Genomic DNA, 23,457 nt, shown 5'->3' with positions numbered 1-23,457 from the left:
TGCATACCCGGCACAATCGCGGCATGAGCCTTCCATCCAAGGCGCGCTTGCGCGCACCGGCCCCTGACCGCCCCCAAACCCTGGGCGAAGAGATCGCCAACGCCATCAGCCATGGGCTGGGCTGTGTGCTGGCCATTGCTGCCTTGCCCATTTTGGTGCTGGATGCTTGGCTCAAAGGCACAGGCGCTGATGTCGCCGCGGTGGCGGTGTTCGGCGCGTCCATGATCCTGCTCTACGGCATCTCGGCGCTGTATCACGCCCTCCCGGCGGGCCGGGCCAAGGTTTGGCTGAATCGGCTGGATCACGCGGCCATCTATTTATTCATTGCGGGCAGCTACACGCCCTTCACCCTGGGCGTGCTCAAGGGCGGCTGGGGCTGGACTCTGTTCATCATCGTCTGGAGCGCGGCGGCCGCCGGTGTGGCCATCAAGCTGCTGAACCGGCTCAAGCACCCTTGGCTGTCCACCGGCCTCTACATCGCCATGGGCTGGGTGGCTGTGCTGGCCGCTGGCCCGCTGATCGAGCGCATGCCCACCGCAGGCCTGGCGTGGCTGATTGCGGGTGGCCTGAGCTACACCCTGGGTGCCTTTGTCTTCCTGATGGACAACAAGATCCGCTACGCCCACTTTGTCTGGCACCTGTTTGTGCTGGGTGGCAGCGTGTGCCACTTCTTCGCCGTACTAGGGTACGCACGATAAAGAAAAGGCCCGCGTGATGCGGGCCTTTTGCCATCTTCTGTGCCGAGGTGATGTCTCCACCTCGGCCCCGCCTGCGTTTTAGCGCACGCGGCCTTCCTTCCAAGCGCCAAGCAGCTTGTCGTACTGGATGGTTTCGCCTTTGGGCTTTTCGTTGGCCAGCTTGGCCCACGGCGCGGCCTTGTCGGACAGCCACTTCTTGGCGTCTTCCTTCTTGTTGAGCTTGGGGGCGCACTTGGCCATGCCGGCGCGCTCCAGGCGGGCCATCACGTCGTCCATTTCCTTGGCCAGGTTGTCCATCGCGCCCTGCGGGGTCTTCTCACCCGTCACGGCTTGGGCCACGTTCTTCCACCAGAGTTGAGCCAGCTTGGGGTAGTCGGGCACATTGGTGCCGGTGGGGCTCCAGGCCACGCGGGCCGGGCTGCGGTAGAACTCCACCAGACCGCCCAGCTTGGGGGCCAGGTCGGTCATGGTCTTGCTCTGGATGTCGCTCTCGCGGATCGGCGTCAGGCCCACGGTCGTCTTCTTCAGCGACGTGGTCTTGGCGGTCACGAATTGGGCATAGAGCCAGGCGGCGGCCGTCTTGTTGGCGTCATGGTCCTTGAAGAAGGTCCATGAGCCCACGTCTTGGTAGCCGTTCTGCATGCCCTGCTTCCAGTAGGGGCCGTTGGGGCCAGGGGCCATGCGCCACTTGGGGGTGCCGTCGGCATTGACCACGGGCAGGCCCTTCTTGGTCATGTCGGCGGTGAAGGCGGTGTACCAGAAGATCTGCTGCGCAATCTGGCCCTGGGCGGGCACGGGGCCGGCTTCGCCAAAGGTCATGCCGGTGGCCTCCTTGGGCGCGTACTTCTTCATCCAGTCCACATACTTGGTCAGGGCATAGACGGCGGCGGGCGAGTTGGTGGCGCCACCGCGCTCCACCGAAGCGCCTACCGGCGTGCACTTGTCGGCCCCGACGCGAATGCCCCACTCATCAATCGGCAGGCCGTTGGGGGTGCCGATGTCAGCAGTGCCGGCCATGGACAGCCATGCGTCGGTGAAGCGCCAGCCCAAGGACGGGTCCTTCTTGCCGTAGTCCATGTGGCCGTAGATGGGCTTGCCGTCGATCTGCTTCACGTCGTTGCTGAAGAACTCGGCGATGTCCTCATAGGCGCTCCAGTTCAGCGGCACGCCCAAGTCATAGCCGTACTTGGTCTTGAACTTGTCTTGCAGGTCTTTGCGGGCGAACAGGTCAGCACGGAACCAATACAGGTTGGCAAACTGCTGGTCGGGCAATTGGTAGAGCTTGCCGTCGGGCGCGGTGGTGAACTTGGTGCCGATGAAGTCCTTCAAGTCCAGCCCGGGGTTGGTCCACTCCTTGCCCGCACCGGCCATGTAGTCGGTCAGGTTCAGCACCTTGCCATAGCGGTAATGGGTGCCGATCAGGTCGGAGTCAGAGATCCAGCCGTCGTAGATGGACTTGCCCGACTGCATGGAGGTCTGCAGCTTCTCGACCACGTCGCCTTCTTGGATCAGGTCGTGCTTGACCTTGATGCCGGTGATCTCGGCAAAGGCCTTGGCCAGGGTCTTGGACTCGTACTCGTGGGTGGTGATGGTCTCGGAGACCACCGAAATTTCGGTCACGCCCTTGGCTTTGAGCTTGGCCGCTGCGTCGATGAACCACTTCATCTCGGCCATCTGCTGGTCTTTGTTCAGCGTCGAGGGTTGGAACTCGCTGTCTACCCATTTTTTGGCTTCGGCCTCACCGGCCCAAGCAGCATGGCTGCCCAGGGCACAGGCGGCGGCCAGGGCCAGCGCGGTGTAACGAATCTTCATGGTGTCTGTCTCCTCAAGAGGTGGAACGTTTGCTGCCCCGTGATTGCTGGGTTGAGCGGCCCCGGGGCAGCGCCGGGCCGAATTCCGCTTCTCAATCACCTGTGACGTTGTTGCTTCGCCCTGCCGTGCTCAAGCACTGTCTGCGGCGTCGCGCCTGGTCACAAATGATTGAGAAACGGAATTTGCTTCGAATCAACCTTTTCTCATGACAAAGGCCAGCAAGACCATGGAGGCCACAAAGCTGATCCAGATGCTGGGCTCTTCGCTCAAGCTCAACACTTCAGCCAACTTGCCCGCCAAGCCAATGAAAGCCAAGTTCACATAGGCGGCACTCAGCAAGCCAATGAACAGCCGATCGCCACGCGTGGTGGCGATGGGCAAAAAGCCCTTGCGCATGACGGTGGGTGACTTAATCTCCCACACCGTCATACCGATCAGCATCAGCACGATGCAACTGAAAAACACCGCCACGGGCGTCGTCCAAACCATCCAATCAAACATCACACCCTCCCCATGGCGAAACCTTTAGCGATGTAGTGCCGCACAAACCAGATCACGATGGCGCCGGGCACGATGGTCAGCACGCCGGCGGCGGCCAGCGTGGCCCAGTCCATGCCGCTGGCTGAGACCGTGCGGGTCATGGTCGCGACGATGGGCTTGGCGTTCACGCTGGTCAGGGTGCGGGCCAGCAGCAACTCGACCCAGCTGAACATGAAGCAGAAGAAGGCCGCCACGCCCACACCGGCCTTGATCAGCGGCAGGAAGATGGTCAGGAAAAAGCGCGGGAAGCTGTAGCCGTCGATATAGGCCGTCTCATCAATCTCGCGCGGAATGCCCGACATAAAGCCTTCCAAAATCCACACCGCCAGCGGCACGTTGAACAGCAGGTGGGCCAGCGCCACTGCTATGTGCGTGTCCATCAAGCCCACGGTGGTATAGAGCTGGAAAAAGGGCAGCAAGAACACGGCCGGCGGCGTCATGCGGTTGGTCAGCAGCCAGAAGAACACATGCTTGTCGCCCAGAAAGCTGTAGCGGCTGAAGGCATAGGCTGCGGGAAGGGCCACGGTGAGGGAGATCACCGTGTTGATGCCCACATAGATCAGGCTGTTGATGTAGCCCGAGTACCAGCTCTCGTCGGTGAAGATGAGCTTGTAGTTGTCCCTGGTGAAGGCCTGCGGCCACAGGCTGAAGCTGCTCAAAATCTCTTCATTGGTCTTGAAGCTCATGTTCACCATCCAGTAGATGGGCAAGAGCGCGAACACCAAATAGGCGATGAGAAAGAGGCTGCGTTTATGAAAGCGCTGTTCAGTCATGCGCACCCTCCTTGTCGGCTTGGCCGAGGCGCTGCATCCAGTTGTAGAGCACAAAGCAGAACAACAAAATGATGAGGAAATAGATCAAAGAGAACGCGGCGGCCGGCCCCAGGTCGAACTGGCCCACGGCCTTTTGCGTGAGGTATTGCGACAGGAAGGTCGTCGCATTGCCCGGCCCACCGCCGGTCAGCACAAAGGGTTCGGTGTAGATCATGAAGCTGTCCATGAAGCGCAGCAACACCGCAATCATCAGCACGCCGCGCATCTTGGGCAGTTGGATGTACCGGAACACCGCGAACTTGCTGGCGCCATCAATCCGGGCGGCTTGGTAATAGGCGTCGGGGATGCTGCGCAAGCCCGCATAGGCCAGCAGCGCCACCAGCGGCGTCCAGTGCCACACGTCCATCAGCAGCACGGTCAGCCAGGCGTGGGTGGCGTCGCCGGTGTAGCTGTACTCAATGCCCAGTTTGGCCAGCGTGGCGCCCATCAGGCCAATGTCGGCCCGGCCAAAAATCTGCCAGATGGTGCCCACCACATTCCAGGGGATGAGCAGCGACAGCGCCACGATCACCAGGGTGGCTGAAGCCTTCCAGCCGGTGGCCGGCATGGCCAAGGCCAGTGCAATGCCCAGCGGCAGCTCCACCGCCAACACCGCCAGCGAGAAGCGCAACTGGTTCCACAGCGCGGCATGCAGGTCTTCGTCGCGCATCACGGCGGCAAACCATTCAGTGCCCACAAACACCCGGCGCTCGGGGCTGATGATGTCCTGCACCGAATAGTTCACCACCGTCATCAGCGGCAGGATGGCCGAGAAAGCCACGCACAAAAACACCGGCAAGATCAGGAACCAGGCTTTTTGATTGACGGGCTTGTTCATGGCACCAGCTCCTCGCTTTGGTAGACGCAGGTGTGGGCGCTTTGCAGTGCCAAGCCCACCACCGCAGCAAGCGGCGGCGCCACCTCGTCGGGCGTGAGCCGCGCTTTGATCATCAGCCCCTCGGCTTGGCAGGTCACCAACTGGTAAGTACCAATGTCTTGCACTTGGGTCACGCTGGCTTGCAGGCTGCCCGCGCTGCCTGCGGGCAGCAGGGTGAGGTACTCGGGCCGCACGCCCAGCTTCAGCGCGCCTTGGGGCAGGGGCTGTTGGCAGACCAGGGTTTGCTGGCCCACGCGCAGCTGCGAGCCTTCAACCTCCACCGGAATGAAGTTCATGCCGGGCGAGCCAATGAAGTGGCCGACAAAGGTGTGGGCCGGGCGCTCGAACAGGGCCTCGGGCGTGCCCAGTTGCACCACCTTGCCGCGGGTCATCACCACCACTTGGTCGGCAAAGGTCAGGGCCTCGACCTGGTCGTGGGTCACATAAATCAGCGTCAGCTTCAGCTCATGGTGAATCTGCTTGAGCTTGCGCCGCAACTGCCACTTCAGGTGCGGGTCGATCACGGTCAGCGGCTCGTCAAACAGCACGGCCGAGACATCCGGCCGCACCAAGCCACGCCCCAGCGAGATCTTTTGCTTCTGGTCAGCGCTCAAGCCGGCGGCCCGCATGTCCAGCTGGTGGCTCATCTCCAGCATCTCGGCAATCTGGCCGACACGGGCTTTGATCTGGGCTGCGGGCACCTTGCGGTTCTTCAGCGGAAAGGCCAGGTTCTCGGCCACCGTCATGGTGTCGTAGATCACTGGGAACTGGAACACCTGGGCGATGTTGCGCTGCTGCGGCGTGGCCCGGGTCATGTCCTGCCCGTCGAACAGCACCGTGCCCTGCGAGGGCGTGAGCAGGCCCGACATGATGTTGAGCAAGGTGGTCTTGCCGCAGCCCGAGGGGCCGAGCAGCGCATAGGCGCCGCCGTCTTCAAAGCTCATCTTCAGCGGCAGCAGCGCGTAGTCCGCATCCTCTTTCGGGTTGGGCTTGTAGGCGTGGGCCAGGTTCAGATCTATGCGGGCCATGTCAGTGCGCCTCCGGGGTGGCGCGGCGGGGGCTGACCAGCACCTGCCCTGCGGCGTCAAACACATAAACCTGAGACGGGCGCAGATATACCGTCAGCGCGCTCTTGAGCGCAAAGTCGTGCACGCCGGTCAGCTGCACCACCAGCTCGCCCACAGCGGTGTGCACATGGACAAAGGTGTCGGAGCCCGACATCTCGGCCAACTGCACGGTGCCAGGCAAGGCCACATCGCCAGGCTTGCCTTGCACGCGCAGCGCGCTGGCGCGCACGCCCAAGGTCAGGCTGGCGGACGCGGTGCTGGGCAGGGGCAGTGCCAGGGTCTCGCCATGCGCCAGACGGGGGCCGCCATGGCCCGCTTGCGCAGCGATCAGGTTCATGGGCGGGTCGCTGAAGGCGCGCGCCACCCGCAGCGAGCGCGGGTGGTGAAAGACCTCGGCCGTCGGCCCATATTGCAGCAGCTCGCCTTTGTCCATCACGGCGGTGTAACCGCCCAGCATCAAGGCCTCGGCCGGCTCGGTGGTGGCGTAGATAACGGTGGCGTCGCCCACCGCGAACAACTGGCTCAGCTCTTCGCGCAGCTCCTCACGCAGCTTGTAGTCCAGGTTGACCAAGGGTTCGTCCAGCAGCATCAGCGGCGCCTTTTTGGCCAGTGCGCGGGCCAGGGCCACCCGCTGCTGCTGGCCGCCGGAGAGCTCGGCCGGCAGACGCTTCAAGAACATGTCGATGTGCAGGCGCTCGGCCAGGCTTTGCACGGTGGCGGCGATGTTTGCCTCCCCGCGCAACTTGAGGGGCGAGGCGATGTTGTCGAACACGGTCATGGCTGGGTAGTTGATGAACTGCTGGTAGACCATGGCCACATTGCGCTGGCGCACGGGCTGGCCGGTCACGTCCACGCCGTCCACGGCCACCCGGCCGGCGGTGGGCACATCCAGCCCAGCCATCAGGCGCATCAGGCTGGTCTTGCCGGCCTGGGTGGCGCCCAGCAAGACGGTGACGGCACCGGGCTGCGGCGCAATGCTCTGTTCGTACAACCAGGTCTCAGCGCCAACGCGCTGGCTGATGCCGGTGAGGCTCAGCTGCATAGGGAATCCTTTGTCTCGGTCTCTTGATGGGTGTGTGCCAGCATCCAGTCACTCACCTTCTGCTGATCCGCCGGGCTCAGATGCAGGCCCAGCTTGCTGCGGCGCCACAGCACGTCCTCACCCGTGTGGGCAAACTCCTCGCGCTGAAGATAGCGCAGCTCGGTCTCGTAGACGCTGTTGGCCACTTCAGCGCCCAGGTCACTCAAGCGCTGGGCTGTGCCCAGCACTTGGCCGACGCGCCCGCCATAGGCCCGCGCCCACCGCTGGGCCAGGGCTGGCGGCAGCCAGGGGTGGCGCTGCTGCACGGCTTGCAGCAGGCGGGCAAAGTCGGTGTCCGGGCGCTGGGCCGGGCCAATCCAGGCACTCAGGTCGCCGCCGGGCAGGAGGGCGCCTTCCGTCCAAGGGCTGCGGGCCTCGCCGAGCAGGCGGCCGACCTCGGTCGCCGCATCTTCCGCCAGTTTGCGGAAGGTGGTGATCTTGCCTCCCCACACACTCAGCAATGGTGCAGAGTGGGAGGCGGACAGCACATTGCTCTCCAACAAGTAATCACGCGTCACGGCTGAGGGGTCACCCGACTCGTCGTCCAGCAGTGGCCGCACGCCGCTGTAGCTCCACACCACATCGCTGGGCCGGATGGGGCGGGTGAAGTAGCGGCTGGCTTGTTCGCAAAGGTAGTTGACTTCGGCGGCGCTGATGCGGGCTTGTTGCGGGTCGCCGTGGATCTCTTCGTCGGTGGTGCCGATGAGTGTGAAGTGGCCCTCATAGGGGATCGCAAAGATGATGCGCTTGTCGGGGTTTTGGAAGATGTAGGCGTGGTCGTGCTCAAAGCAGCGGGGCACCACGATGTGGCTGCCCTTGACCAAGCGCAGGTGCTTGGTGGCCAGGGCCTCGCCCTGGGCGGCGGTGGCCGTGCCGCGCAAAAAGCTCTCGGCCCAAGGCCCGGCGGCATTGACCAGGGCGCGGGCCTGCACGGTTTCTTGGCGGCCATCGGCATGGCTCAGCGTGGCCTGCCAGCCCTGCGGGCTGCGCTGCGCGGCGGTCACGGCACAGCGCGTCAGAACCCGCGCACCTTTGGCCACCGCGTCTTGGGCACACAGCAGCACCAAACGGGCATCGTCCACCCAGCCGTCCGAGTAGACAAAGCCCTTGCTGAAGCCGGGCTTTAGCGGCGCGCCCGCTGGGTGCTGGCGCAAGTCCACCCCGCGCGAGCCGGGCAGCACTTCGCGTTTGGCCAGGTGGTCGTAGAGAAACAGGCCCAAGCGGATCATCCAAGCCGGGCGCAAAAAGCTGGCCTGGGGGTCGTGCGGCATCACAAAACGCAGTGGCCACATGATGTGCGGCGCGCTGCGCAGCAGCACCTCGCGCTCTTGCAGCGCCTTGCGCACCAGAGAAAACTCGTAGTACTCCAGGTAGCGCAGGCCACCGTGGATGAGCTTGGTGCTGGACGACGAGGTGTGCGAGGCCAGGTCGTCCCGCTCGGCCAAGACCACCCGCCAGCCCCGGCCTGCGAGGTCACGTGCAATGCCTGCGCCATTGATGCCGCCGCCCACCACCAGCACGTCACAGGCGGTGGAGGGCAGGGGCTCAGCGCGGAGCGATGGGACGGGCGGCGCCAGGGTCAACAGAGATCTCCTCGGGTGACGCAAACGAGGCTGCTTGCGTTCTTCTTTTTTCTTTTTATCCGAATAAATGCGCGAATGCAATCGGGTGTTTGCTCTTTTGTTTTCGTTTGATGTTCGTTTAGGCTTCGTTTCGCGGCTGTGGCGAGCCTGCACAATTCAGCCCATGTCCGATGCGATGACCCCTAACCCCCGCCAAGCCGAACTGCTGGACGCCGTGCGTGCCCAGGGCAGCCTCAGTGTGGAAGCCCTGGCCGAGCGCTTTGGCGTGACCCTGCAAACCGTGCGTCGAGACGTGAAGCTGCTGGCCGAGGCCGGGCTCTTGGCGCGCTTTCATGGTGGCGTGCGGGTGCCCAGCTCGACCACCGAGAACATTGCCTACCGCCAGCGCGAAGCCCTGCATGCCGAGGGCAAACAGCGCATTGCGCGGGCCGTGGCGGCGCGGGTGCCCCAGGGCAGCTCTTTGCTGATGAACCTGGGCACCACCACCGAGGCCGTGGCGCGCGAGCTGCTCAAACACCAGGGCTTGCGCGTGATCACCAACAACCTGAATGTCGCCGCCATCTTGGCCGACAACCCCGACTGCGAAGTCATCGTCACCGGCGGCGTGGTGCGCCACCGCGACCGCGGCATCGTGGGTGAAGCGGCGGTCGACTTCATCCGCCAGTTCAAGGTGGACATCGGCATCATTGGCATCTCGGGCCTGGAGCCTGACGGCACGCTGCGCGACTTTGACTACCGTGAGGTGAAAGTGGCCCAGGCCATCGTGACGCAAAGCCGCGAGGTCTGGCTGGTGGCCGACCACAGCAAGTTCATGCGCCCGGCGATGGTGGAGTTGGCACGGCTGGACCAGCTCGATATGCTGTTCACCGACGCCCCGCCGCCCGAGCCCTTCCCGCAGTTGCTGTTGGACGCGGGTGTGCAGCTCGAAGTGGCGCCCTGAAGCACCTGCCCGACCAAGGCCGTCCGCCCTGAGCTTGCCGAAGGGCCAGATGTAGGCCCACCCGGCTGACCGGTGCACTTGAATTTGGATCGCTCAATTGTTTGGAAGACAAGCCATGACCTACCTCCTTGCGCTGGACCAAGGCACCTCCAGCTCGCGCAGCATCGTGTTCTCAGAAACCGGCCAGATCGTGGCCATGGCCCAGCGCGAGTTTCGGCAGATCTACCCCCAGCCCGGCTGGGTCGAGCACGACCCGCTGGAGATTTGGGCCACCCAACTGGCTACCGCGCGCGAGGCGCTGGCCAAGGCGGGTCTGAAGGCCGAGCAAGTGCGGGCGATTGGCATCACCAACCAACGCGAAACCACCGTGGTCTGGAACCGCCGCACCGGCCAGCCCATCTACAACGCCATCGTCTGGCAAGACCGTCGCGCCGAGCCCCTGTGCGCCGAGCTGCGTGCGGCAGGCCATGCGCCGGCGGTGCAACAGTCCACTGGCTTGTTGATCGACGCCTACTTCTCAGGCACCAAGCTGCGCTGGATCTTGGACAAGGTTGAAGGCGCCCGCTCGTCGGCTGAGCGCGGCGAGCTGGCCTTTGGCACGGTGGACAGCTGGCTGTTGTGGCAGCTCACCGGCGGGCGCGTGCACGCCACCGACGTGAGCAACGCCGCGCGCACCATGCTGTTCGACATCCGCCGTAACGCATGGGATGAGCAGATGCTGAGCCTGCTGAACATCCCCCCCAGCCTGATGCCCGCCGTGCACCCCAGCAGCCACCTGTTTGGCGAGACGAATGCCGACCTGCTGGGCGCCGCGCTGCCTGCGGGTGGCATGGCCGGCGACCAGCAAAGCGCGCTGTTTGGCCAAGCCTGCTTCAAGGCCGGTTTGGCCAAGAACACCTACGGCACCGGCTGCTTCATGCTGACCCACACCGGCGCACAGTTTCAAACCAGCAGCAACGGCCTGCTCACCACCAGCGCTTGTCAGGTCGCCCACCAAGTGCCGCAGTTTGCGCTGGAAGGCAGCGTCTTTATCGGCGGCGCCGTGGTGCAGTGGCTGCGCGACGGCCTCAAGGCCATTCACAGCAGCGCCGACGTGCAACCCCTGGCCGAAAGCGTGCCCGACGCTGGCGGCGTGATGTTCGTGCCCGCCTTCACCGGCCTGGGCGCGCCCTATTGGGACGCCGAAGCGCGCGGCGCCATCGTCGGCCTCACACGCGGCAGCACCGTGGCCCACATCGCCCGCGCCGCGCTGGAGAGCATCGCCTTCCAAAGCGCCGCCCTGCTGCAAGCCATGAGCAAAGACGCCGTGGCCGCCGGAGGTGCACCGGTGAGCGAGCTGCGCGTAGACGGCGGCGCCTGCGTCAACAACCTCTTGATGCAGTTCCAAGCCGACCTCCTGGGCATCCCCGTGCAACGCCCCCAAGTCATCGAAACCACCGCCCTGGGGGCGGCCTACTTGGCCGGCCTCGCCACAGGCGTGTGGCGCAACACCGAAGAACTCTCAGCCCAATGGAAGGTCGAGCGCAGCTTCCACCCCACCATGCCGCGTGACCGCGCGGCGGAGTTGATGGCGCGCTGGGAGAGGGCGGTGAGGCAGGCGGTGGGGCGGGGGTGAGGGAGTCTCACTCTTGAAGCATCAGAAGCGATGGGCTTATCCAATGAGTCATGAGTTCGAAGCCCTGGGCGCGATGCTAGTGAGAAATGCCTAAGGAAGGTGGTCCAAGTGGCACGGAGATCTGGCGCTTCAGGTTGAAGCGCTGGACATCGGGATACTGTCGACCTCGACTCAGGGTGGGTCGCTAGCTTTCAGCTGAGAGACGGTCTATAGATCTGAGGTCTGATCGCTTCGACGATCCCAGCGTAGATCTGGTAATGCCAATGAAATTCAAGAGGGTTCAACTTCCGAAAGTCTGACTCGCCTGGGAGATCTGCTCTGAAGCAGAGGTGCCAAGCAGATGGATCTGCTACGAAGGCATTGGGAGGTGCATCAGGAAACTGATCTGCAGTGATGTCGACGACGCAGTTGCCTCTTTGAAGCCACGAATGCGTATGCCAAGTTCTGTCCTCATGGGACCCTCGCGAGCCGGAAACCAACTTGAACCCTACTACCCCCGAATCGGCTAGATAGGCGCCAAGAAGATACGACGCATCGGTGCACCATCCTTTCGGGAATACTGCCGACATTCCGATGGGGCCAAGCCCAGACGTGTCGCTTTGGATTGCGACGCGAAAGCGAGTCGCAATATCGATCAGCGTTTGGGTTTCTTCCGCGATGGCGAACTTCGCTGCTTGCGGGTAAGTGCCTGACATCAAAGAACCTCTCTTGTCGACATCATGTTACGCGCGCCTCGTTTGAGGGCAATCGGCCTAAGCGTACGGCGCCTTGCGCGGGATGTGCGTGCCGCATGACGAGGCGGTGTGCTTGCGCAAGGTAGGGCGGCACTATAGGCACTAGGCGATTGTTGCCTCACCCACTCTTGCTGGGATCAGAAGGCACGATGCAGTTCTGGGGCGACGCCAGTTACTACGTCATATCACAACGCAGTTCGGAAACGATGGAATTGCGCTGGCGCAGGCCGTGGCCTGGGGCGATTTCTGAGGTGCGGCGGCGCGCAGGGCAAGGGCGTGGCGCGTGTATTCACGCGCTTCCACAACAAATTCGCCTTCACTGTTTGACCATAGCGAGCCGCAGGCGAGCGGAGGGAGTTTGACGGCGCACGCCCTTGCCCGAGCACCGACGGGAGTCGGCGTTAGCCGACCACCGATGCATGAGCCCTGGGCCACGGCCTGCGTCAGCGCACGCGCGGCCCTTCACAGAGTCTTTCCCAAGGTCCACGAGAGCACAGTGCGAATGGGTGACCCGGCCCACCCCAACCCGGCGACAATCCAGCATGAGCGTTCCTTCTTCTCCCGTGTCTGATTCCTCCGCCACCGCACCCACTTCCGCGCTGGCGTTTTCTCACTTGCCGCTGAATGCAGCGGCCCAGGCCAACTTGGCGCAACTGGGCTATGCGCAGATGACGCCGGTGCAGGCGGCCAGCTTGCCTGCCGCGCTGAGTGGCCGTGACTTGATCGTGCAGGCCCCCACCGGCAGTGGCAAAACGGCGGCCTTTGGTTTGGCCTTGCTGCACCGGCTGGACCCGGCCGTGTGGCAGGTGCAGGCCATGGTGCTGTGCCCCACGCGCGAGCTGGCTGACCAAGTGACCGAAGAGCTGCGCCGCCTGGCGCGGGCGGCGGGCAACGTCAAAATTTTGAGCCTGTGTGGCGGTGCCACCATGCGCCCGCAGCGCGAGAGCCTGGCTCATGGTGCTCACATCGTGGTGGGCACGCCGGGGCGGCTGATGGACCACCTTGAGAAAGGCAGCTTGCAACTGGGTGCCTTGAACACTCTAGTGTTCGACGAGGCCGACCGCATGCTGGACATGGGCTTTTACGACGACATGGTGACGGTGGTCAGCCGCTGCCCGCCGCAGCGCCAGACCCTGCTGTTCTCCGCCACCTACCCCGAGGGCATCACCAAGCTGTCGGCGCGCTTTTTGCGCCAGCCGCAAAGCATCACCGTGGCGGCCCCAGCGGCGGCCGTCAAAGAGGCGGCAGCGGGTGGCGCCATCCGCCAAGTCGCTTTTGAAGTGACCGAGACTGAGCGCCTGGACACCGTCTCTAAGCTGCTGAACCACTATCGCCCCGCCAGCACCCTGGCCTTTTGCAACACCAAGCAGCAATGCCGCGACTTGGTGGACGTGCTGACAGCCCAAGGCTTTGTGGCCCTGGCCCTGCATGGCGACCTGGAGCAACGCGAGCGCGACCAGGTGCTGATCCGCTTTGCCGGGCGCACTGCCTCGGTGCTGGTGGCCACGGATGTCGCGGCGCGGGGCCTGGACATTGAGCAGTTGGAGGCCGTCATCAATGTGGAGGTCACGCCCGACCCCGAGGTGCATGTGCACCGCATCGGCCGCACCGGCCGTGCCGGGCATGACGGCTTGGCCCTAAGCCTGGTCAGCATGGAGGAGATGGGCCGCATCGGCCGCATTGAGCTGGCCCATGGCATGACCCTGCCGTGGCAGCCGCTGGCCGATTTGGTGCCTTCGGCGGGCGGCCCGCTGCGCCCGGCCATGGCCATGCTGCAGATTTTGGGTGGCCGCAAAGAAAAAATCCGCCCCGGCGACGTGCTGGGCGCGCTGACCGGCGAGGCGGGTTTTGCCGGCAGCCAGATCGGCAAGATCAAGGTGACCGAGTTCCACACCTATGTGGCGGTTGAGGCCGGCATTGCCCAAGAGTCCGTCAAGCGCCTGAGCGCAGGGCAGCTCAAGGGCCGCAAGGTCAAGCTGCGGCTGATGGATGATGTGGTGCGCTGAGCTGAGCTGAACCGAGTTGAGGGCTAACGCGTCAGCATGTGCCAGAGCTGAGGCGTGGTGAGCAGGGTGGTGGCGCCGAAGACCACCACGCCGAAGACCGCCCACAACCACCGTGCATCATCTACGGGCGTGCCGTAGTCGTTTTCCTCGGCATTGCCCGGCCACAGCAGCAGCACCAAGCTGAACAAGGCGTTGAGGCCTGGCACCAGTTGCAGCAGCGCAAACCAGCCGCTGCGGTTCAGGTCGTGCAGCCGCAGGACGGTCAGGCGAATACCCCACCACATCAAGACCACGCCGACCAGCACGCCGCCCCACAGCACGGCTGCTTTTGAGACGGTGACTGCTAAGGCCATCAGCCCCAACAACAGCCCCAGTGAGACGGCCAAGCACAGCGCATTGCTGCCCAGAAAGCGCACACGGCCCATGCGGCCTTCCAGAGAGAGGCTCAGTAGCGGCGGCAGCTCGTCGGCATCGTTCTCGAAACCTTCATCGTCGCCGAGCCGCGCCTGCTCTTGCGCCAAGCGCTGTTCATTGCGGGCGCGCTGTTCTTCCAGCCTGGCCTGTCGTCGGGCTTCGGCCTCGGCCTTTTGCGAGGCCAAGGTGCGCGGCATGTCGCACAGGCACGAGCGGCAAATCACTCGCTTGGATTGACGCTCCCCGCAGTTGGGGCAGGTCACTTCCTCGGGGCCAGAGGCGGGCGCAGCGGCCGCAGGTGCCGGGGCGCGCGAGGGGGCTGCTGCAAGTGAAGGCGGCGGCGGCGGAGAAGGCAGCTCGCTGTCGGGCACCAGGGACAGCATCATGCTGGTGTCCGGCGGGGGCACCGCGGTGCGGCGAGCGGGTGGTGGTGGCGCCGGGATTTGGGGGGCGGGAGCGGGCGCAACCGAAGGCGCAGGGGGGGGTGTTTTGGGCGCCGCCGAAGCGGGCGCTTCTGCCCCCGGTGCCTTGGCTGGGACGGCATGCAGCACTGCGCCAATGGCGCGGAAACGCTGTACCCAATCGGCTGCTTCAGCGGGGCTCAAGTCTCGCTTTATGACCACCCTTTGGCCTGAAAACAGCTTGTTGAGCCGCGGCTCATCCAGGCGCAGGCGGCGGCCTAACTTTTCTCGGACCTGCGCATGGGAAAAGCCCGACAGAATCTCGCCTGCAAAAACCAGTTGAACCGCTGTACTACTCATGGGCTTGAACAAAACACGTGCCCCGAAGTGTCGCCGCCTTGGCTCAAAAATGCTGTGATGAAGCGTGTCTACCGGGGCAGGTGTGCGCAGGAAGTCTTGAATTCGGCGACGAATTGCACACCTGGCGTGGGTTTGGCAGCCTTAAGGAGCTGTAAAGAAAGAACCTTCTGCGTGAACGACAATGCAACACAGACCCAAACTTGTGGTGGTGGCCCCCCTCGGCGGTGGTGAGTGGCTGATTCGGTCTTTGTTGAAGTTGTGTGGCATGTCCGATCGTTCTTGGCGCTTATCGCCCTTCTTGTTTATCCATGGCCTGCTGATCCCCATGGGCTTGATTCTGGTGGCCCAACTGCTGCGGTCCAGCGGCTGGGATGACCGACTCACGGCCTTGTTTTTCGACCCGGTGTCCATGGCCTTCCCGGCCAGCGACTGGCCTGCGCTAGAAGCATGGGGCCACCATGGCGCTAAGACGGCGGTGGTCTGCGTGTGGGTGGGCCTGCTGCTGGCGGCAGTGGTGGCGCCCAAGCTGCCCAGGCTGGCACCGCACCGCAAGCTCTTGTGGCTCACCGTGGCTGCCATGGGCCTGGGCCCGACCCTGGTGACCCTGCTCAAAGACATCAATGCGCATGATTGCCCTTGGAGTCTTAAGGCTTTTGGTGGCGCCAACGTTTACTCGTCCGAGTGGTTTGTGCCGCGCAGTCGGGCCGGGCATTGCTTCCCAGGCGGGCATGCCGCCGGCGGGTTCTCATTGATTGCACTGGCCTTTGCCGCTGCGGCACTGGGTTGGACGACGCGGGCGCGCGGTCTGCTGGTGCTGGCTGTGGCGGCTGGCGTGGCGTTCAGTGCGGTTCGGATCCTGCAAGGGGCTCACTTTGCGAGCCACAATCTCTGGTCTGCCGCCATTGACTGGGCCGTCGCCGCCTGGATCTTGGCGCCCTTGATGCCCCATGGCCTTGACGCCACATTCCGCCGGGCCACCCGCACACCACCACCTCAAGCATGACACGCGCAGCCAAACATTCCACCACCGCGCTCACTGGGCAGCACCCGCCCGCTGGGGTTTCTATCGAAGGCTTGGTGGTGCTGGTGTTGGCCTTGCTGGTGCTGCTGGGCAATGCTGCTTTTTGGCAGCAAGCACTGGCAGGGCGCGCTTGGTCAGACTGGCAGACTTGGCGATTCGCGCTGGCGGTGGGGGTGATGCTGACGGCCGCACAGGCCATGCTGGTGCTGCTGCTGGCCCATCGCTGGACGGTGAAGCCCTTGCTCGTGCTGATGGTGGTGTGCAGCACCGTCTCCAGCCACATGATGAGCCGCTACGGCGTCGTGATGGACCCGAGCATGCTGCGCAATGCCATGCGCACCGATGTGCGCGAGGCCACTGAACTGGTCAACCTGGGCCTGCTGGGCAGCGTGGCCATGGGTGCGGTGGTGGCGGCCCTGTTGTGGCGCCTGCCCCTGCGCCAGCGGACTTGGGGCCGTGCGCTGTGGGTGCGCGCAGCCACCATCATGGGCTTGCTGGCCTTGACGGTGGGCTCCTTGTTGCTGGTGTTCCAGGATTTCGGCTCCCTCATGCGCAACCAAAAAGAGTTGCGCTACAAGATCACCCCGGCCAGCGTGGTCTGGTCCAGCATCAAGGCGACGGTGGATGACCTGCGCGTGGCCAATGCGCAGCGCGAGCCCTCGCAACCTGCGCAGCGCCTGGCGCGCGCCGAAGGCCGCAAGCCCCAGTTGTTGGTCTTGGTGGTGGGTGAAACAGCCCGGGCCATGAATTTCTCTCTGGGCGGCTATGCACGGGTCACCAACCCGGAATTGGCGCGCATTCCAGAGCTGATCTACTTTCCCAAGACTGATGCCTGTGGCACCTCGACCGAAGTCTCTTTGCCGTGCATGTTTTCTGCCCAAGGACGCGAGGACTACGACGAGGACCTGATCCGCCGCAGCGAAAGTGTCTTGCACTTGCTCGACCGTGCGGGCTTGCGGGTGGTTTGGCTGGACAACCAAAGCGGCTGCAAGGGCGTGTGCTTGGGGCTGGAATCTCGCGATGTCAGCAATGGCAGCGACCCCGTGTTGTGCCCTGATGGGCGTTGCTACGACATGGCCTTGCTGGAGGGCTTGAAGGCCGAGATTCAGCGCTCGGGTGCTGCTGCGCCGCTCAAAGATACCGTGGTGGTCTTGCACCAGTTGGGCAACCATGGGCCTGCTTATTACAAGCGTTATCCAGAGAACTTCCGGCGCTTCATGCCCGAGTGCACCCGCAATGAGTTGCGCGAGTGCAGCCGCGAGGAGATCGTCAACGCCTATGACAATGCCATCCTCTACACTGACCACCTCTTGGCCAGCACCATCGCGCTGCTCAAGGAGAAGCAAAGCCAGTTTGATGTGGGCCTGATCTATGTGTCAGACCATGGCGAGTCCTTGGGCGAAAACGGCGTTTTCTTGCATGGCTTGCCCAGGGCCATTGCGCCCAAAGAGCAATTGGCCGTGCCCATGTTGTGGTGGTTGGGTGGCGACCCCAAAACCGATTGGGGTGTGGATGCTGCGTGCTTGCGGCAACGTGCCGAGCAGGAGGCCAGCCACGACAACCTGTTCCACTCCATGCTGGGCCTGATGGCGGTGCAGACGCCACCCTACAAGGCTGAGCGAGACTTGTTGTCGAGCTGCCGAGTGCAGTGATCAGTGAGGTGACAGGCTGCGCATGACCGCGTGGAGCAACTGCTGGCTGTCCAGCGGCTTGGTGAGGTAGTCGGCAAAGCCGATACGGCGCCCGCGCTCGATGTCTTGGGTCATGGCGCTGGCGCTGACGGCAATGACGGGAATGTCGCGGGTGCTGTCGGCTGCTTGCAGGTGACGGAAGACTTCAAAGCCATCCATTTCGGGCAATTGAATGTCCAAGAGGATGAGGTTGGGCTTGTGCTGGCGGGCCAGGGCCAGGCCATCTTGGGGCATGGCGGCCGTCAAGACCTTCAAGCCGGGCAGGCGGGCCAGCATGGCTTCCATCAGCATGGTGTTGACGGGGTTGTCTTCGATGTAAAGCACGGTGCGATCCATGGCCGCAGCAGCCAGCGCCATGTCGTCGGGTGAATGCATCTGCTGGGGCAAGGCGGTGGGCATGCTCAGGCTGGTGTGTGGCAAGGTCACCCAGAACAGGCAGCCTTCACCCACGCTGCTGCTGACCCCAATGTGCCCGCCCATCAGAGCCAGCAAGCGTTGGCTCAATGCCAAACCAATGCCAGCCCCCTCGACCGTTCCATGCTGTGCCCCCAAGCGCTCGAAGGCCTGAAACAGCTTGACCTGCTCGTCCGCGCTCAATCCTGGCCCGCTGTCTTCAATCTCCACCCGCAAAAGATCGCCCGACCGTGCCCAGCGGATCTGCACCGTGCCACCCTTGTGGTTGTACTTGATGCCATTGCTCAGCAAGTTGAGCAGCACCTGCCTCAAGCGGGTGCGGTCGGCCAAGACCATGTGGTCGGGCGCACTGCCGGTGGGCGGTATCACCTGCACGTGGTGCCGCTCAGCCAGCGGCTGTATCAGGAATCGGCACTCATCGATCACCTCGGCCACCACCACGGGCTCCAAGCTGACCGCCAGCTTGTCGTTCTCGATCCGGGCCAAGTCCAGGAGATCGTTGATCAAGGCCAGTAAGTGGCGACCACCTCGAAGGATCTCGCGCAAGTAGAGCCGATGCTGGGCGGACAGGGCGTGGGCGTCGGCTTCTAGCAACTGGCCGAAGCCCAACACCGAGTTCATGGGGGTGCGCAACTCGTGTGACATGCTGGAGAGGAACTGCGACTTGGCGCGGTTGGCGCGCTCGGCTTCTTCTTTGGCCAGCACCAGGGCGGCTTGTGCTTGCTTGAGCGCAGAGACATCGGCGCCAAAGGCATAACAGCGTGGCTCGCCGGTTTGCGGGTCTGTGCCCCGGGCCAGGGTGATCAAAGTGTCGATCTGTGGGCCACCGTCTAAGCCTGGCAGGGGTGATTCGTAGTGCACCAGTTCCCCCTGCAAGGCCCGATGCACCATAGGCAACAAGAAGGCATGTTTCTCGGGGCTCACCATTTCCGCCACTGTGCGTCCTATCCACTGCGCAGGGCTGCGGCCTGAGGCTCGGGCCAATCGCTCGTTGACGAAGGTGTAGCGCAACTGCGCATCAAGGCAGGCGCAAAAGCCGGGAAAGACTTCCAGCAGCAAGCGTTGCTCGGCTTGGCTGGCCAGCAAGGCCTTCAAGGCGACTTCGTGCTCGGTGACATCGCGGCTGACTCGTACTGCGCCCCGCGTGCCGGTGATGGGGTCGACATAGGGGTGGAAGGTGGTGTCCAGCACCCGGCCCATCACGCCGGGCGCGTTGAAGAGCCCGCGAATGGTGCGTTGCTTACCGTCTTCAAGGCAGGCTCGCAAGGCCTCGACCCGGGCTGCACTGACACCAAAACCGGGGAGGGCGTTATTCAGCTGCCCCAGCGCAGCCTCTCTCGAGATGCCCGTAGCGCGGCACCAGGCGTCGTTGACGGCGCGGATCGTGTGGTGCTCATCGACTACGCTCACGATGTCTGAGATGTTGTTCAGCACAAACTCATAGGTCTTGAGGGCGTCTTGCTCGGCCGTGCTCAGCGGCAAAGGCGGGCGGTGCGTCAATGGCGCCAGAGGTATTCGGCCGCGCCGCAATACTGGGCGGCGGCGCCACAGAGACGTGGCGGGCAGCAACAGCCACGCGGCCAGCAAGGTGGCCAACAGTGCGGCTTGAGCCGTGCCTAAGCTGAGAAGCGCCACCACAGTGGGCAGCACCAAGCCCGCCAGCAAGGCCAGAATGGCGCGGCTGTCAAAAGACAGCAAGGCCCAGCCTAGCCCGGCGCTGAGGCACAAGGCGGTGAGCGCGACGGCCTGGGTGTGCGGCAAAGCCAGGGCCGCAAAGCAGCCGGCTGCCATGCCATGCAGGCCGATGGCCCAGCGCAGCGGCGCCAAGCGCCAAGGGTTGAGAGGCACCACCTCTGCACGAAGCTGTGCAAGGCCTCCCCAAACCATCAGCGTTAGCAAGGTAAGTAAGCCCGTGCTCACCAAAAGTGTGGACGTCGTTGCCTGCTGCGCCAAAGCGGCGGCCAACACGGTCCATGGCAGCAGCAGCACGGCTGCCCGAGGCCAAACACGTTGGTGGGCTCGGGCCCATCGGGCGGGAATGTGTGCGGACACAGGACTGCTCGGCGTCTTCTTCATGGGCCTTTCCTCAGCGGCGGCGCATGTCAGGGTGTGGTGCCCCTGTCCCACGAGGGGCCGAGCTTCAGGCCCGGCGGGCCCGAAAGCACGGTCAATGCTTTTGGTCGTTAGGCCGATGGTGCCATAAAGCGGCAGGACAGAAAGCTGACATTCACGGGGGCCGGAGCGCCGCAAAAACCGCTATGCTGCGCAGTGATCGGCCGCAGGGTCAATGTGTCACGGGAGCCGCTGTGGCCTTCTGTACGCCTTCTGGCTTGACACGCAAGGCCCACAACACCCCCCCCACCAGCAGTGCCACGCCACCTGCGGTGGTCGCATCGGGCCACTGGCCGCGCAGTGCATAGGCATAGCTCAAGGCGGCCAGCGTCTCAAACACGATCAACTGCCCCACCAAGGCAGTGGGCAGCCGTTGGCTGGCCTCGTTCCAGCACATCGTACCCAACCAAGACGCGCACAGCCCAATGGTCAGCATCAAGCCCACAAAGGCTTCGGGCCGTGGGCCAAAGGGCATGACCCAAGGCGCTTGCGTGGCCTCGAAGTAGGCCCAGGTCAGACCAAAGCCCAGCAGCGCCACGGGCAAGGTCACCAGCCCTTGCGCAGTGGCCCAAGTGCGGGGCGAGCGGTCTTGGTGGGCGCGCAGCCAATCGGCATTGCGGATCGGATACCACGTCCAGCACACCACAGCGCCCAGGGCCAGCAGCGCGCCCATGCCATAGCGGCTCAGGTCGGCGTTGGGGTCGGCGCGGAGCAATGCCAACTCATGTTGATTGACCAGCGCAATGCCGGCTGCGATCAGCAACAGAGATGGCGCCAACTTCAGCCAAGGCAGGCGGCCATCGCGCTGGCCGTCGCGCAGATTGGAGATGATGGCAATGATCACGGGTAAGGTGCCGATGATCATTGTGGGCAAAGGGCCGCCCGCCCGCTGGATGGCGGCCGAGAGAAACAGGTAATAGACGATGTTACCGACTAACGTTAACTTGAGGGCTTCAATCCAATCGGCTCTTGTGAGCTGTCGAACAGCAGCCCAATCCAACCACGCCAGTGGCAAGGCGATCAAGCCAAAGGCGAGGTAGCGACCGAAGGACAGCATCACTGCGGGATAGTCGGCCAGCAGCAGCGGGCCGACAAAAACCAGGCCCCACATCAGGCCTGCAGCGAGTGCAAAAAGAGTGCCGAAAAGCATGTAAAACGCGGAACCGACTGGGGGCCAAAAAGGACATGTTCTCACGCTCCGGTAAAGTCACGCCTGTGAGTGCATTTCAATCTATCGAACTAAAAGCGGCTCAACGCCGCTACGAGACCGGGCTGCTGGCCCTGGATGGTGTGGATTTCAAGGTGGCCCGCGGCGAGCTGGTCAGCGTCGTGGGCCCTGCGGGCTGCGGCAGAAGCTCGCTTTTGCGGCTGCTTGCAGGCTTGGATCGGCCCAGTAGCGGCGAAGTCCTGCGCAATGGCGAACCCGCCCGCGGAGCGCTGTCCGACGCCGGCATGGTGTTCCAAGAACCCACGCTGATGTCCTGGGCCAGCGTGGCGGTCAATGTGGAGTTGCCGCTGCGTCTGCAGGGGGTCTCGCCCGAGAAGCGCGAAGCTGCGGCGCGTGACGCTTTGCAGCGCGTGGGCTTGGCCGACCTGGCGGATGCCGCACCGCGTGGCATGGACCGTGCGCAGAAAATGCGTGCGGCCTTGGCGCGTGCCTTGGTGGCCAAGCCGGCCATGCTTTTGCTCGACGATGCTTTTGCAGGCTTGGAGGACGCGTCGCGTCTGGTCTTGCAAGACTTGTTGCTGAGCCTGTGGCGCCCAGAAGGGGCCACGGCCAAGTTTGCCGCCGTGGTGGTGACCAACAACATCGAAGAGGCGGTGGCTTTGGGCCAGCGCATCATCGTGATGGCCGAACGCCCGGGGCGTGTGGTCGAGGAGATCAAGGTCAGCAGCACCGCCAAGCGCGATGCCAGCTTCCGCGAGTCCGCCGCCTTCAGCAAAGCTTGCGAGAAGGTGCGTGCCGCATTGGCGCGGGTGTCTGCACCCTCCGAGACGGTCGACGGCTGAGCCGTGCTGGGCCAGCGCTGAATGCTGGCCTCACTTCCTTCCTTAAAGACAAAGGGCCGCAACAGCGGCCCTTTGTTGTGATGCGCGTGATTTACTTGAAGCGGTATTGCGCGCTCACATAGAAATAGCGGCCGCGTGGGTCGGTGTAGCTGGGGTCGTAGCCCGAGATGAAGTGATAGGCCTGGTTGGAGAAGGGCGGTGCAGTGTCAAATAGGTTTTGCACCCCAGCGCGCAATACCAAGCCCTTGCTGGCTTCCCAACTGCCGGAGACGTTCCACAACGAGTAGGCCTTGACCCGGTTGTTCTCGACGATATTGCCGGTGTTGGTGTCGATGGCATTGTTCTGGTCTTCATAGCCCGACAGGAAATTGTTGGACAGCGTGGCGCCCCAGGCCCCGTACTCCCAGTCCAGGCTCAATGTGTGGCGCCAGCGTTGCACCACCCCGTAGTTGACGAACTTGCCCAAGTCACTGACGTACGGGTCGCCATCGCCCAACTGCTTCTTGGAGGTCAGTGTCAAGGTGCCGTTGAGACGCGCGCCAAAGGTGCCCACACTGGTCTTCAGACCACGCAGGTTGAGCCCGATGTCCAAGCCCGAGAGCTTTTGGCGGCCACGGTTCTGCTTGTTGAGTTCGATAAAGCAGATGGCGCTGTCGCTGTCGTCGTAGTCGCAACCCTCCAGCCCTTCGTCTTCGTTGTAGCGGTGAACCAGCGACTCGTACTTGGCCAAGTTGCCCAGGATCACATCTTCACCGAGCGTGCTGATCAGATCCCGCTTTTCGATGTTCCAGTAGTCCACGCTCATGCTGAACTGGTTGCTGGGCTCGAAGACGGCACCGAGCGAGAACTGCTTGGACTTCTCGGGCTTGAGTGCTGAGTTGGAGAAGGTGCGGGTCTCCCAAATGTCGGCGCAATAGGTCAGATCGTTGTCGTTCTCGGCCATGCACACGGGGTCAGCCAAGGTGGCCGACGCCCCAACGGCCACAGGTCGGTAAAGATCGGTCATGGAGGGGGCGCGGAAGCCTGCACCCACCGAGGCGCGCAACAGCACCTCTTTGCTGGGCAGATAGCGCAGGCCCAGTTTGGGGCTGGTGGCGCTGCCGGTGACTTGGTAGCGCTCGTGGCGTGCGGCCAGTTGCAGCTCTAGCAGGCTGCTGAAAAACCGCCTTGATCATGCAGCTTTGGCGCCCGACTTAAAGTCTGAGTTGAGTGCGTTTCGTGATGCGGGAAATCGAGCCCGAATTTCATCGATTTAGTGCGGTTTTCATG

At 63.6% G+C, this 23,457-nt stretch carries 18 protein-coding genes; 7 read left to right on the top strand and 11 right to left on the bottom strand.

What is annotated here, in order from left to right; translation table 11 throughout:
• Positions 1 to 23 precede the first annotated feature (23 nt).
• On the top strand, positions 24 to 698 hold the full coding sequence (locus tag ACIQ3Q_RS10005) for a hemolysin III family protein (protein ID WP_396268929.1): 675 nt from the start codon (positions 24 to 26) through the stop codon (positions 696 to 698).
• Between the two features lie 78 nt (positions 699 to 776).
• Here ACIQ3Q_RS10005 and ACIQ3Q_RS10000 read toward each other — a convergent pair whose 3' ends face one another.
• The 7 genes from ACIQ3Q_RS10000 to glpD all read right to left on the bottom strand — a co-directional run bounded on the left by ACIQ3Q_RS10000 (position 777) and on the right by glpD (position 8,470).
• Positions 777 to 2,510: an ABC transporter substrate-binding protein gene (locus ACIQ3Q_RS10000; RefSeq protein WP_396268928.1), complete on the bottom strand. Its 1,734-nt coding sequence runs from the start codon at positions 2,508 to 2,510 to the stop codon at positions 777 to 779.
• Between the two features lie 192 nt (positions 2,511 to 2,702).
• The gene (locus tag ACIQ3Q_RS09995; RefSeq protein ID WP_396268927.1) at positions 2,703 to 3,011 is read right to left on the bottom strand and encodes a DUF2160 domain-containing protein; all 309 of its coding nucleotides are present in this window, start codon (positions 3,009 to 3,011) and stop codon (positions 2,703 to 2,705) included.
• Positions 3,011 to 3,823, bottom strand: a complete 813-nt coding sequence (locus ACIQ3Q_RS09990; protein WP_396268926.1) for a carbohydrate ABC transporter permease — start codon at positions 3,821 to 3,823, stop codon at positions 3,011 to 3,013. Before ACIQ3Q_RS09990 ends, ACIQ3Q_RS09995 begins: the two co-directional genes overlap by 1 nt.
• The gene (locus ACIQ3Q_RS09985; RefSeq protein WP_396268925.1) at positions 3,816 to 4,700 is read right to left on the bottom strand and encodes a carbohydrate ABC transporter permease; all 885 of its coding nucleotides are present in this window, start codon (positions 4,698 to 4,700) and stop codon (positions 3,816 to 3,818) included. The genes ACIQ3Q_RS09990 and ACIQ3Q_RS09985 overlap by 8 nt, the downstream gene beginning before the upstream one ends.
• Positions 4,697 to 5,767, bottom strand: a complete 1,071-nt coding sequence (locus tag ACIQ3Q_RS09980; RefSeq protein WP_396268924.1) for an ABC transporter ATP-binding protein — start codon at positions 5,765 to 5,767, stop codon at positions 4,697 to 4,699. Before ACIQ3Q_RS09980 ends, ACIQ3Q_RS09985 begins: the two co-directional genes overlap by 4 nt.
• A 1-nt stretch (position 5,768) precedes the next feature.
• Entirely contained in the window at positions 5,769 to 6,848 is a 1,080-nt protein-coding gene (locus ACIQ3Q_RS09975; RefSeq protein WP_396268923.1) for an ABC transporter ATP-binding protein, read from the bottom strand.
• Positions 6,839 to 8,470, bottom strand: a complete 1,632-nt coding sequence (gene glpD, locus ACIQ3Q_RS09970) for a glycerol-3-phosphate dehydrogenase (protein WP_396268922.1) — start codon at positions 8,468 to 8,470, stop codon at positions 6,839 to 6,841. Before glpD ends, ACIQ3Q_RS09975 begins: the two co-directional genes overlap by 10 nt.
• Positions 8,471 to 8,645: 175 nt before the next feature.
• On the opposite strand from glpD, the gene ACIQ3Q_RS09965 reads away from it, so the two are divergent.
• The 3 genes from ACIQ3Q_RS09965 (at position 8,646) to dbpA (ending at position 13,765) form a co-directional block, all read left to right on the top strand.
• A complete protein-coding gene (locus ACIQ3Q_RS09965) occupies positions 8,646 to 9,410 on the top strand; it encodes a DeoR/GlpR family DNA-binding transcription regulator (protein WP_396268967.1) in 765 nt (254 codons plus the stop codon).
• Positions 9,411 to 9,525: 115 nt separating this feature from the next.
• Entirely contained in the window at positions 9,526 to 11,025 is a 1,500-nt protein-coding gene (glpK, locus tag ACIQ3Q_RS09960; protein ID WP_396268921.1) for a glycerol kinase GlpK, read from the top strand.
• A gap of 1,297 nt (positions 11,026 to 12,322) precedes the next feature.
• A complete protein-coding gene (gene dbpA, locus ACIQ3Q_RS09955) occupies positions 12,323 to 13,765 on the top strand; it encodes an ATP-dependent RNA helicase DbpA (protein ID WP_396268920.1) in 1,443 nt (480 codons plus the stop codon).
• Between the two features lie 23 nt (positions 13,766 to 13,788).
• On the opposite strand, the gene ACIQ3Q_RS09950 is transcribed toward dbpA, so the two are convergent.
• Positions 13,789 to 14,940, bottom strand: coding sequence for a DUF805 domain-containing protein (locus tag ACIQ3Q_RS09950; protein ID WP_396268919.1), 1,152 nt, complete (start codon positions 14,938 to 14,940; stop codon positions 13,789 to 13,791).
• A gap of 265 nt (positions 14,941 to 15,205) precedes the next feature.
• Here ACIQ3Q_RS09950 and ACIQ3Q_RS09945 point away from each other — a divergent pair, with 265 nt between their 5' ends.
• Together ACIQ3Q_RS09945 and ACIQ3Q_RS09940 are read left to right on the top strand one after the other, a co-directional pair.
• Positions 15,206 to 15,943 (top strand): phosphatase PAP2 family protein, encoded by a 738-nt coding sequence (locus ACIQ3Q_RS09945; protein ID WP_396268918.1) that lies wholly within the window; start codon positions 15,206 to 15,208, stop codon positions 15,941 to 15,943.
• On the top strand, positions 15,940 to 17,613 hold the full coding sequence (locus ACIQ3Q_RS09940; RefSeq protein ID WP_396268917.1) for a phosphoethanolamine transferase: 1,674 nt from the start codon (positions 15,940 to 15,942) through the stop codon (positions 17,611 to 17,613). The genes ACIQ3Q_RS09945 and ACIQ3Q_RS09940 overlap by 4 nt, the downstream gene beginning before the upstream one ends.
• On the opposite strand, the gene ACIQ3Q_RS09935 is transcribed toward ACIQ3Q_RS09940, so the two are convergent.
• The gene (locus ACIQ3Q_RS09935; protein ID WP_396268916.1) at positions 17,614 to 20,142 is read right to left on the bottom strand and encodes an ATP-binding protein; all 2,529 of its coding nucleotides are present in this window, start codon (positions 20,140 to 20,142) and stop codon (positions 17,614 to 17,616) included.
• Between the two features lie 208 nt (positions 20,143 to 20,350).
• The gene (locus ACIQ3Q_RS09930; protein WP_396268915.1) at positions 20,351 to 21,328 is read right to left on the bottom strand and encodes a DMT family transporter; all 978 of its coding nucleotides are present in this window, start codon (positions 21,326 to 21,328) and stop codon (positions 20,351 to 20,353) included.
• Between the two features lie 65 nt (positions 21,329 to 21,393).
• Between ACIQ3Q_RS09930 and ACIQ3Q_RS09925 the strand changes: the two genes are divergently transcribed.
• On the top strand, positions 21,394 to 22,188 hold the full coding sequence (locus tag ACIQ3Q_RS09925; RefSeq protein ID WP_396268914.1) for an ABC transporter ATP-binding protein: 795 nt from the start codon (positions 21,394 to 21,396) through the stop codon (positions 22,186 to 22,188).
• A gap of 91 nt (positions 22,189 to 22,279) precedes the next feature.
• Here the strand turns inward: ACIQ3Q_RS09925 and ACIQ3Q_RS09920 are convergent, their stop codons facing one another.
• Positions 22,280 to 23,323, bottom strand: coding sequence for a TonB-dependent receptor domain-containing protein (locus ACIQ3Q_RS09920; RefSeq protein WP_396268966.1), 1,044 nt, complete (start codon positions 23,321 to 23,323; stop codon positions 22,280 to 22,282).
• Positions 23,324 to 23,457 lie beyond the last annotated feature (134 nt).

This window comes from Ideonella sp. (genome assembly GCF_044358605.1).
Classification (GTDB): Bacteria; Pseudomonadota; Gammaproteobacteria; order Burkholderiales; family Burkholderiaceae_C; genus Ideonella.
This window is presented reverse-complemented; position numbering and strand designations above follow the sequence as displayed.

What these genes read in the sequence shown, in the direction of transcription:
- ACIQ3Q_RS09990 (WP_396268926.1), bottom strand. Translation starts at nt 3,823, where the DNA reads ATGACTGAACAGCGCTTTCATAAACGCAGCCTCTTTCTCATCGCCTAT.
- ACIQ3Q_RS10005 (WP_396268929.1), top strand. Translation starts at nt 24, where the DNA reads ATGAGCCTTCCATCCAAGGCGCGCTTGCGCGCACCGGCCCCTGACCGC.
- ACIQ3Q_RS09950 (WP_396268919.1), bottom strand. Translation starts at nt 14,940, where the DNA reads ATGAGTAGTACAGCGGTTCAACTGGTTTTTGCAGGCGAGATTCTGTCG.
- ACIQ3Q_RS09980 (WP_396268924.1), bottom strand. Translation starts at nt 5,767, where the DNA reads ATGGCCCGCATAGATCTGAACCTGGCCCACGCCTACAAGCCCAACCCG.
- ACIQ3Q_RS09930 (WP_396268915.1), bottom strand. Translation starts at nt 21,328, where the DNA reads ATGCTTTTCGGCACTCTTTTTGCACTCGCTGCAGGCCTGATGTGGGGC.
- ACIQ3Q_RS09985 (WP_396268925.1), bottom strand. Translation starts at nt 4,700, where the DNA reads ATGAACAAGCCCGTCAATCAAAAAGCCTGGTTCCTGATCTTGCCGGTG.
- ACIQ3Q_RS10000 (WP_396268928.1), bottom strand. Translation starts at nt 2,510, where the DNA reads ATGAAGATTCGTTACACCGCGCTGGCCCTGGCCGCCGCCTGTGCCCTG.
- ACIQ3Q_RS09975 (WP_396268923.1), bottom strand. Translation starts at nt 6,848, where the DNA reads ATGCAGCTGAGCCTCACCGGCATCAGCCAGCGCGTTGGCGCTGAGACC.
- glpK (WP_396268921.1), top strand. Translation starts at nt 9,526, where the DNA reads ATGACCTACCTCCTTGCGCTGGACCAAGGCACCTCCAGCTCGCGCAGC.
- ACIQ3Q_RS09935 (WP_396268916.1), bottom strand. Translation starts at nt 20,142, where the DNA reads ATGAAGAAGACGCCGAGCAGTCCTGTGTCCGCACACATTCCCGCCCGA.
- ACIQ3Q_RS09995 (WP_396268927.1), bottom strand. Translation starts at nt 3,011, where the DNA reads ATGTTTGATTGGATGGTTTGGACGACGCCCGTGGCGGTGTTTTTCAGT.
- ACIQ3Q_RS09940 (WP_396268917.1), top strand. Translation starts at nt 15,940, where the DNA reads ATGACACGCGCAGCCAAACATTCCACCACCGCGCTCACTGGGCAGCAC.
- ACIQ3Q_RS09965 (WP_396268967.1), top strand. Translation starts at nt 8,646, where the DNA reads ATGACCCCTAACCCCCGCCAAGCCGAACTGCTGGACGCCGTGCGTGCC.
- ACIQ3Q_RS09945 (WP_396268918.1), top strand. Translation starts at nt 15,206, where the DNA reads ATGTCCGATCGTTCTTGGCGCTTATCGCCCTTCTTGTTTATCCATGGC.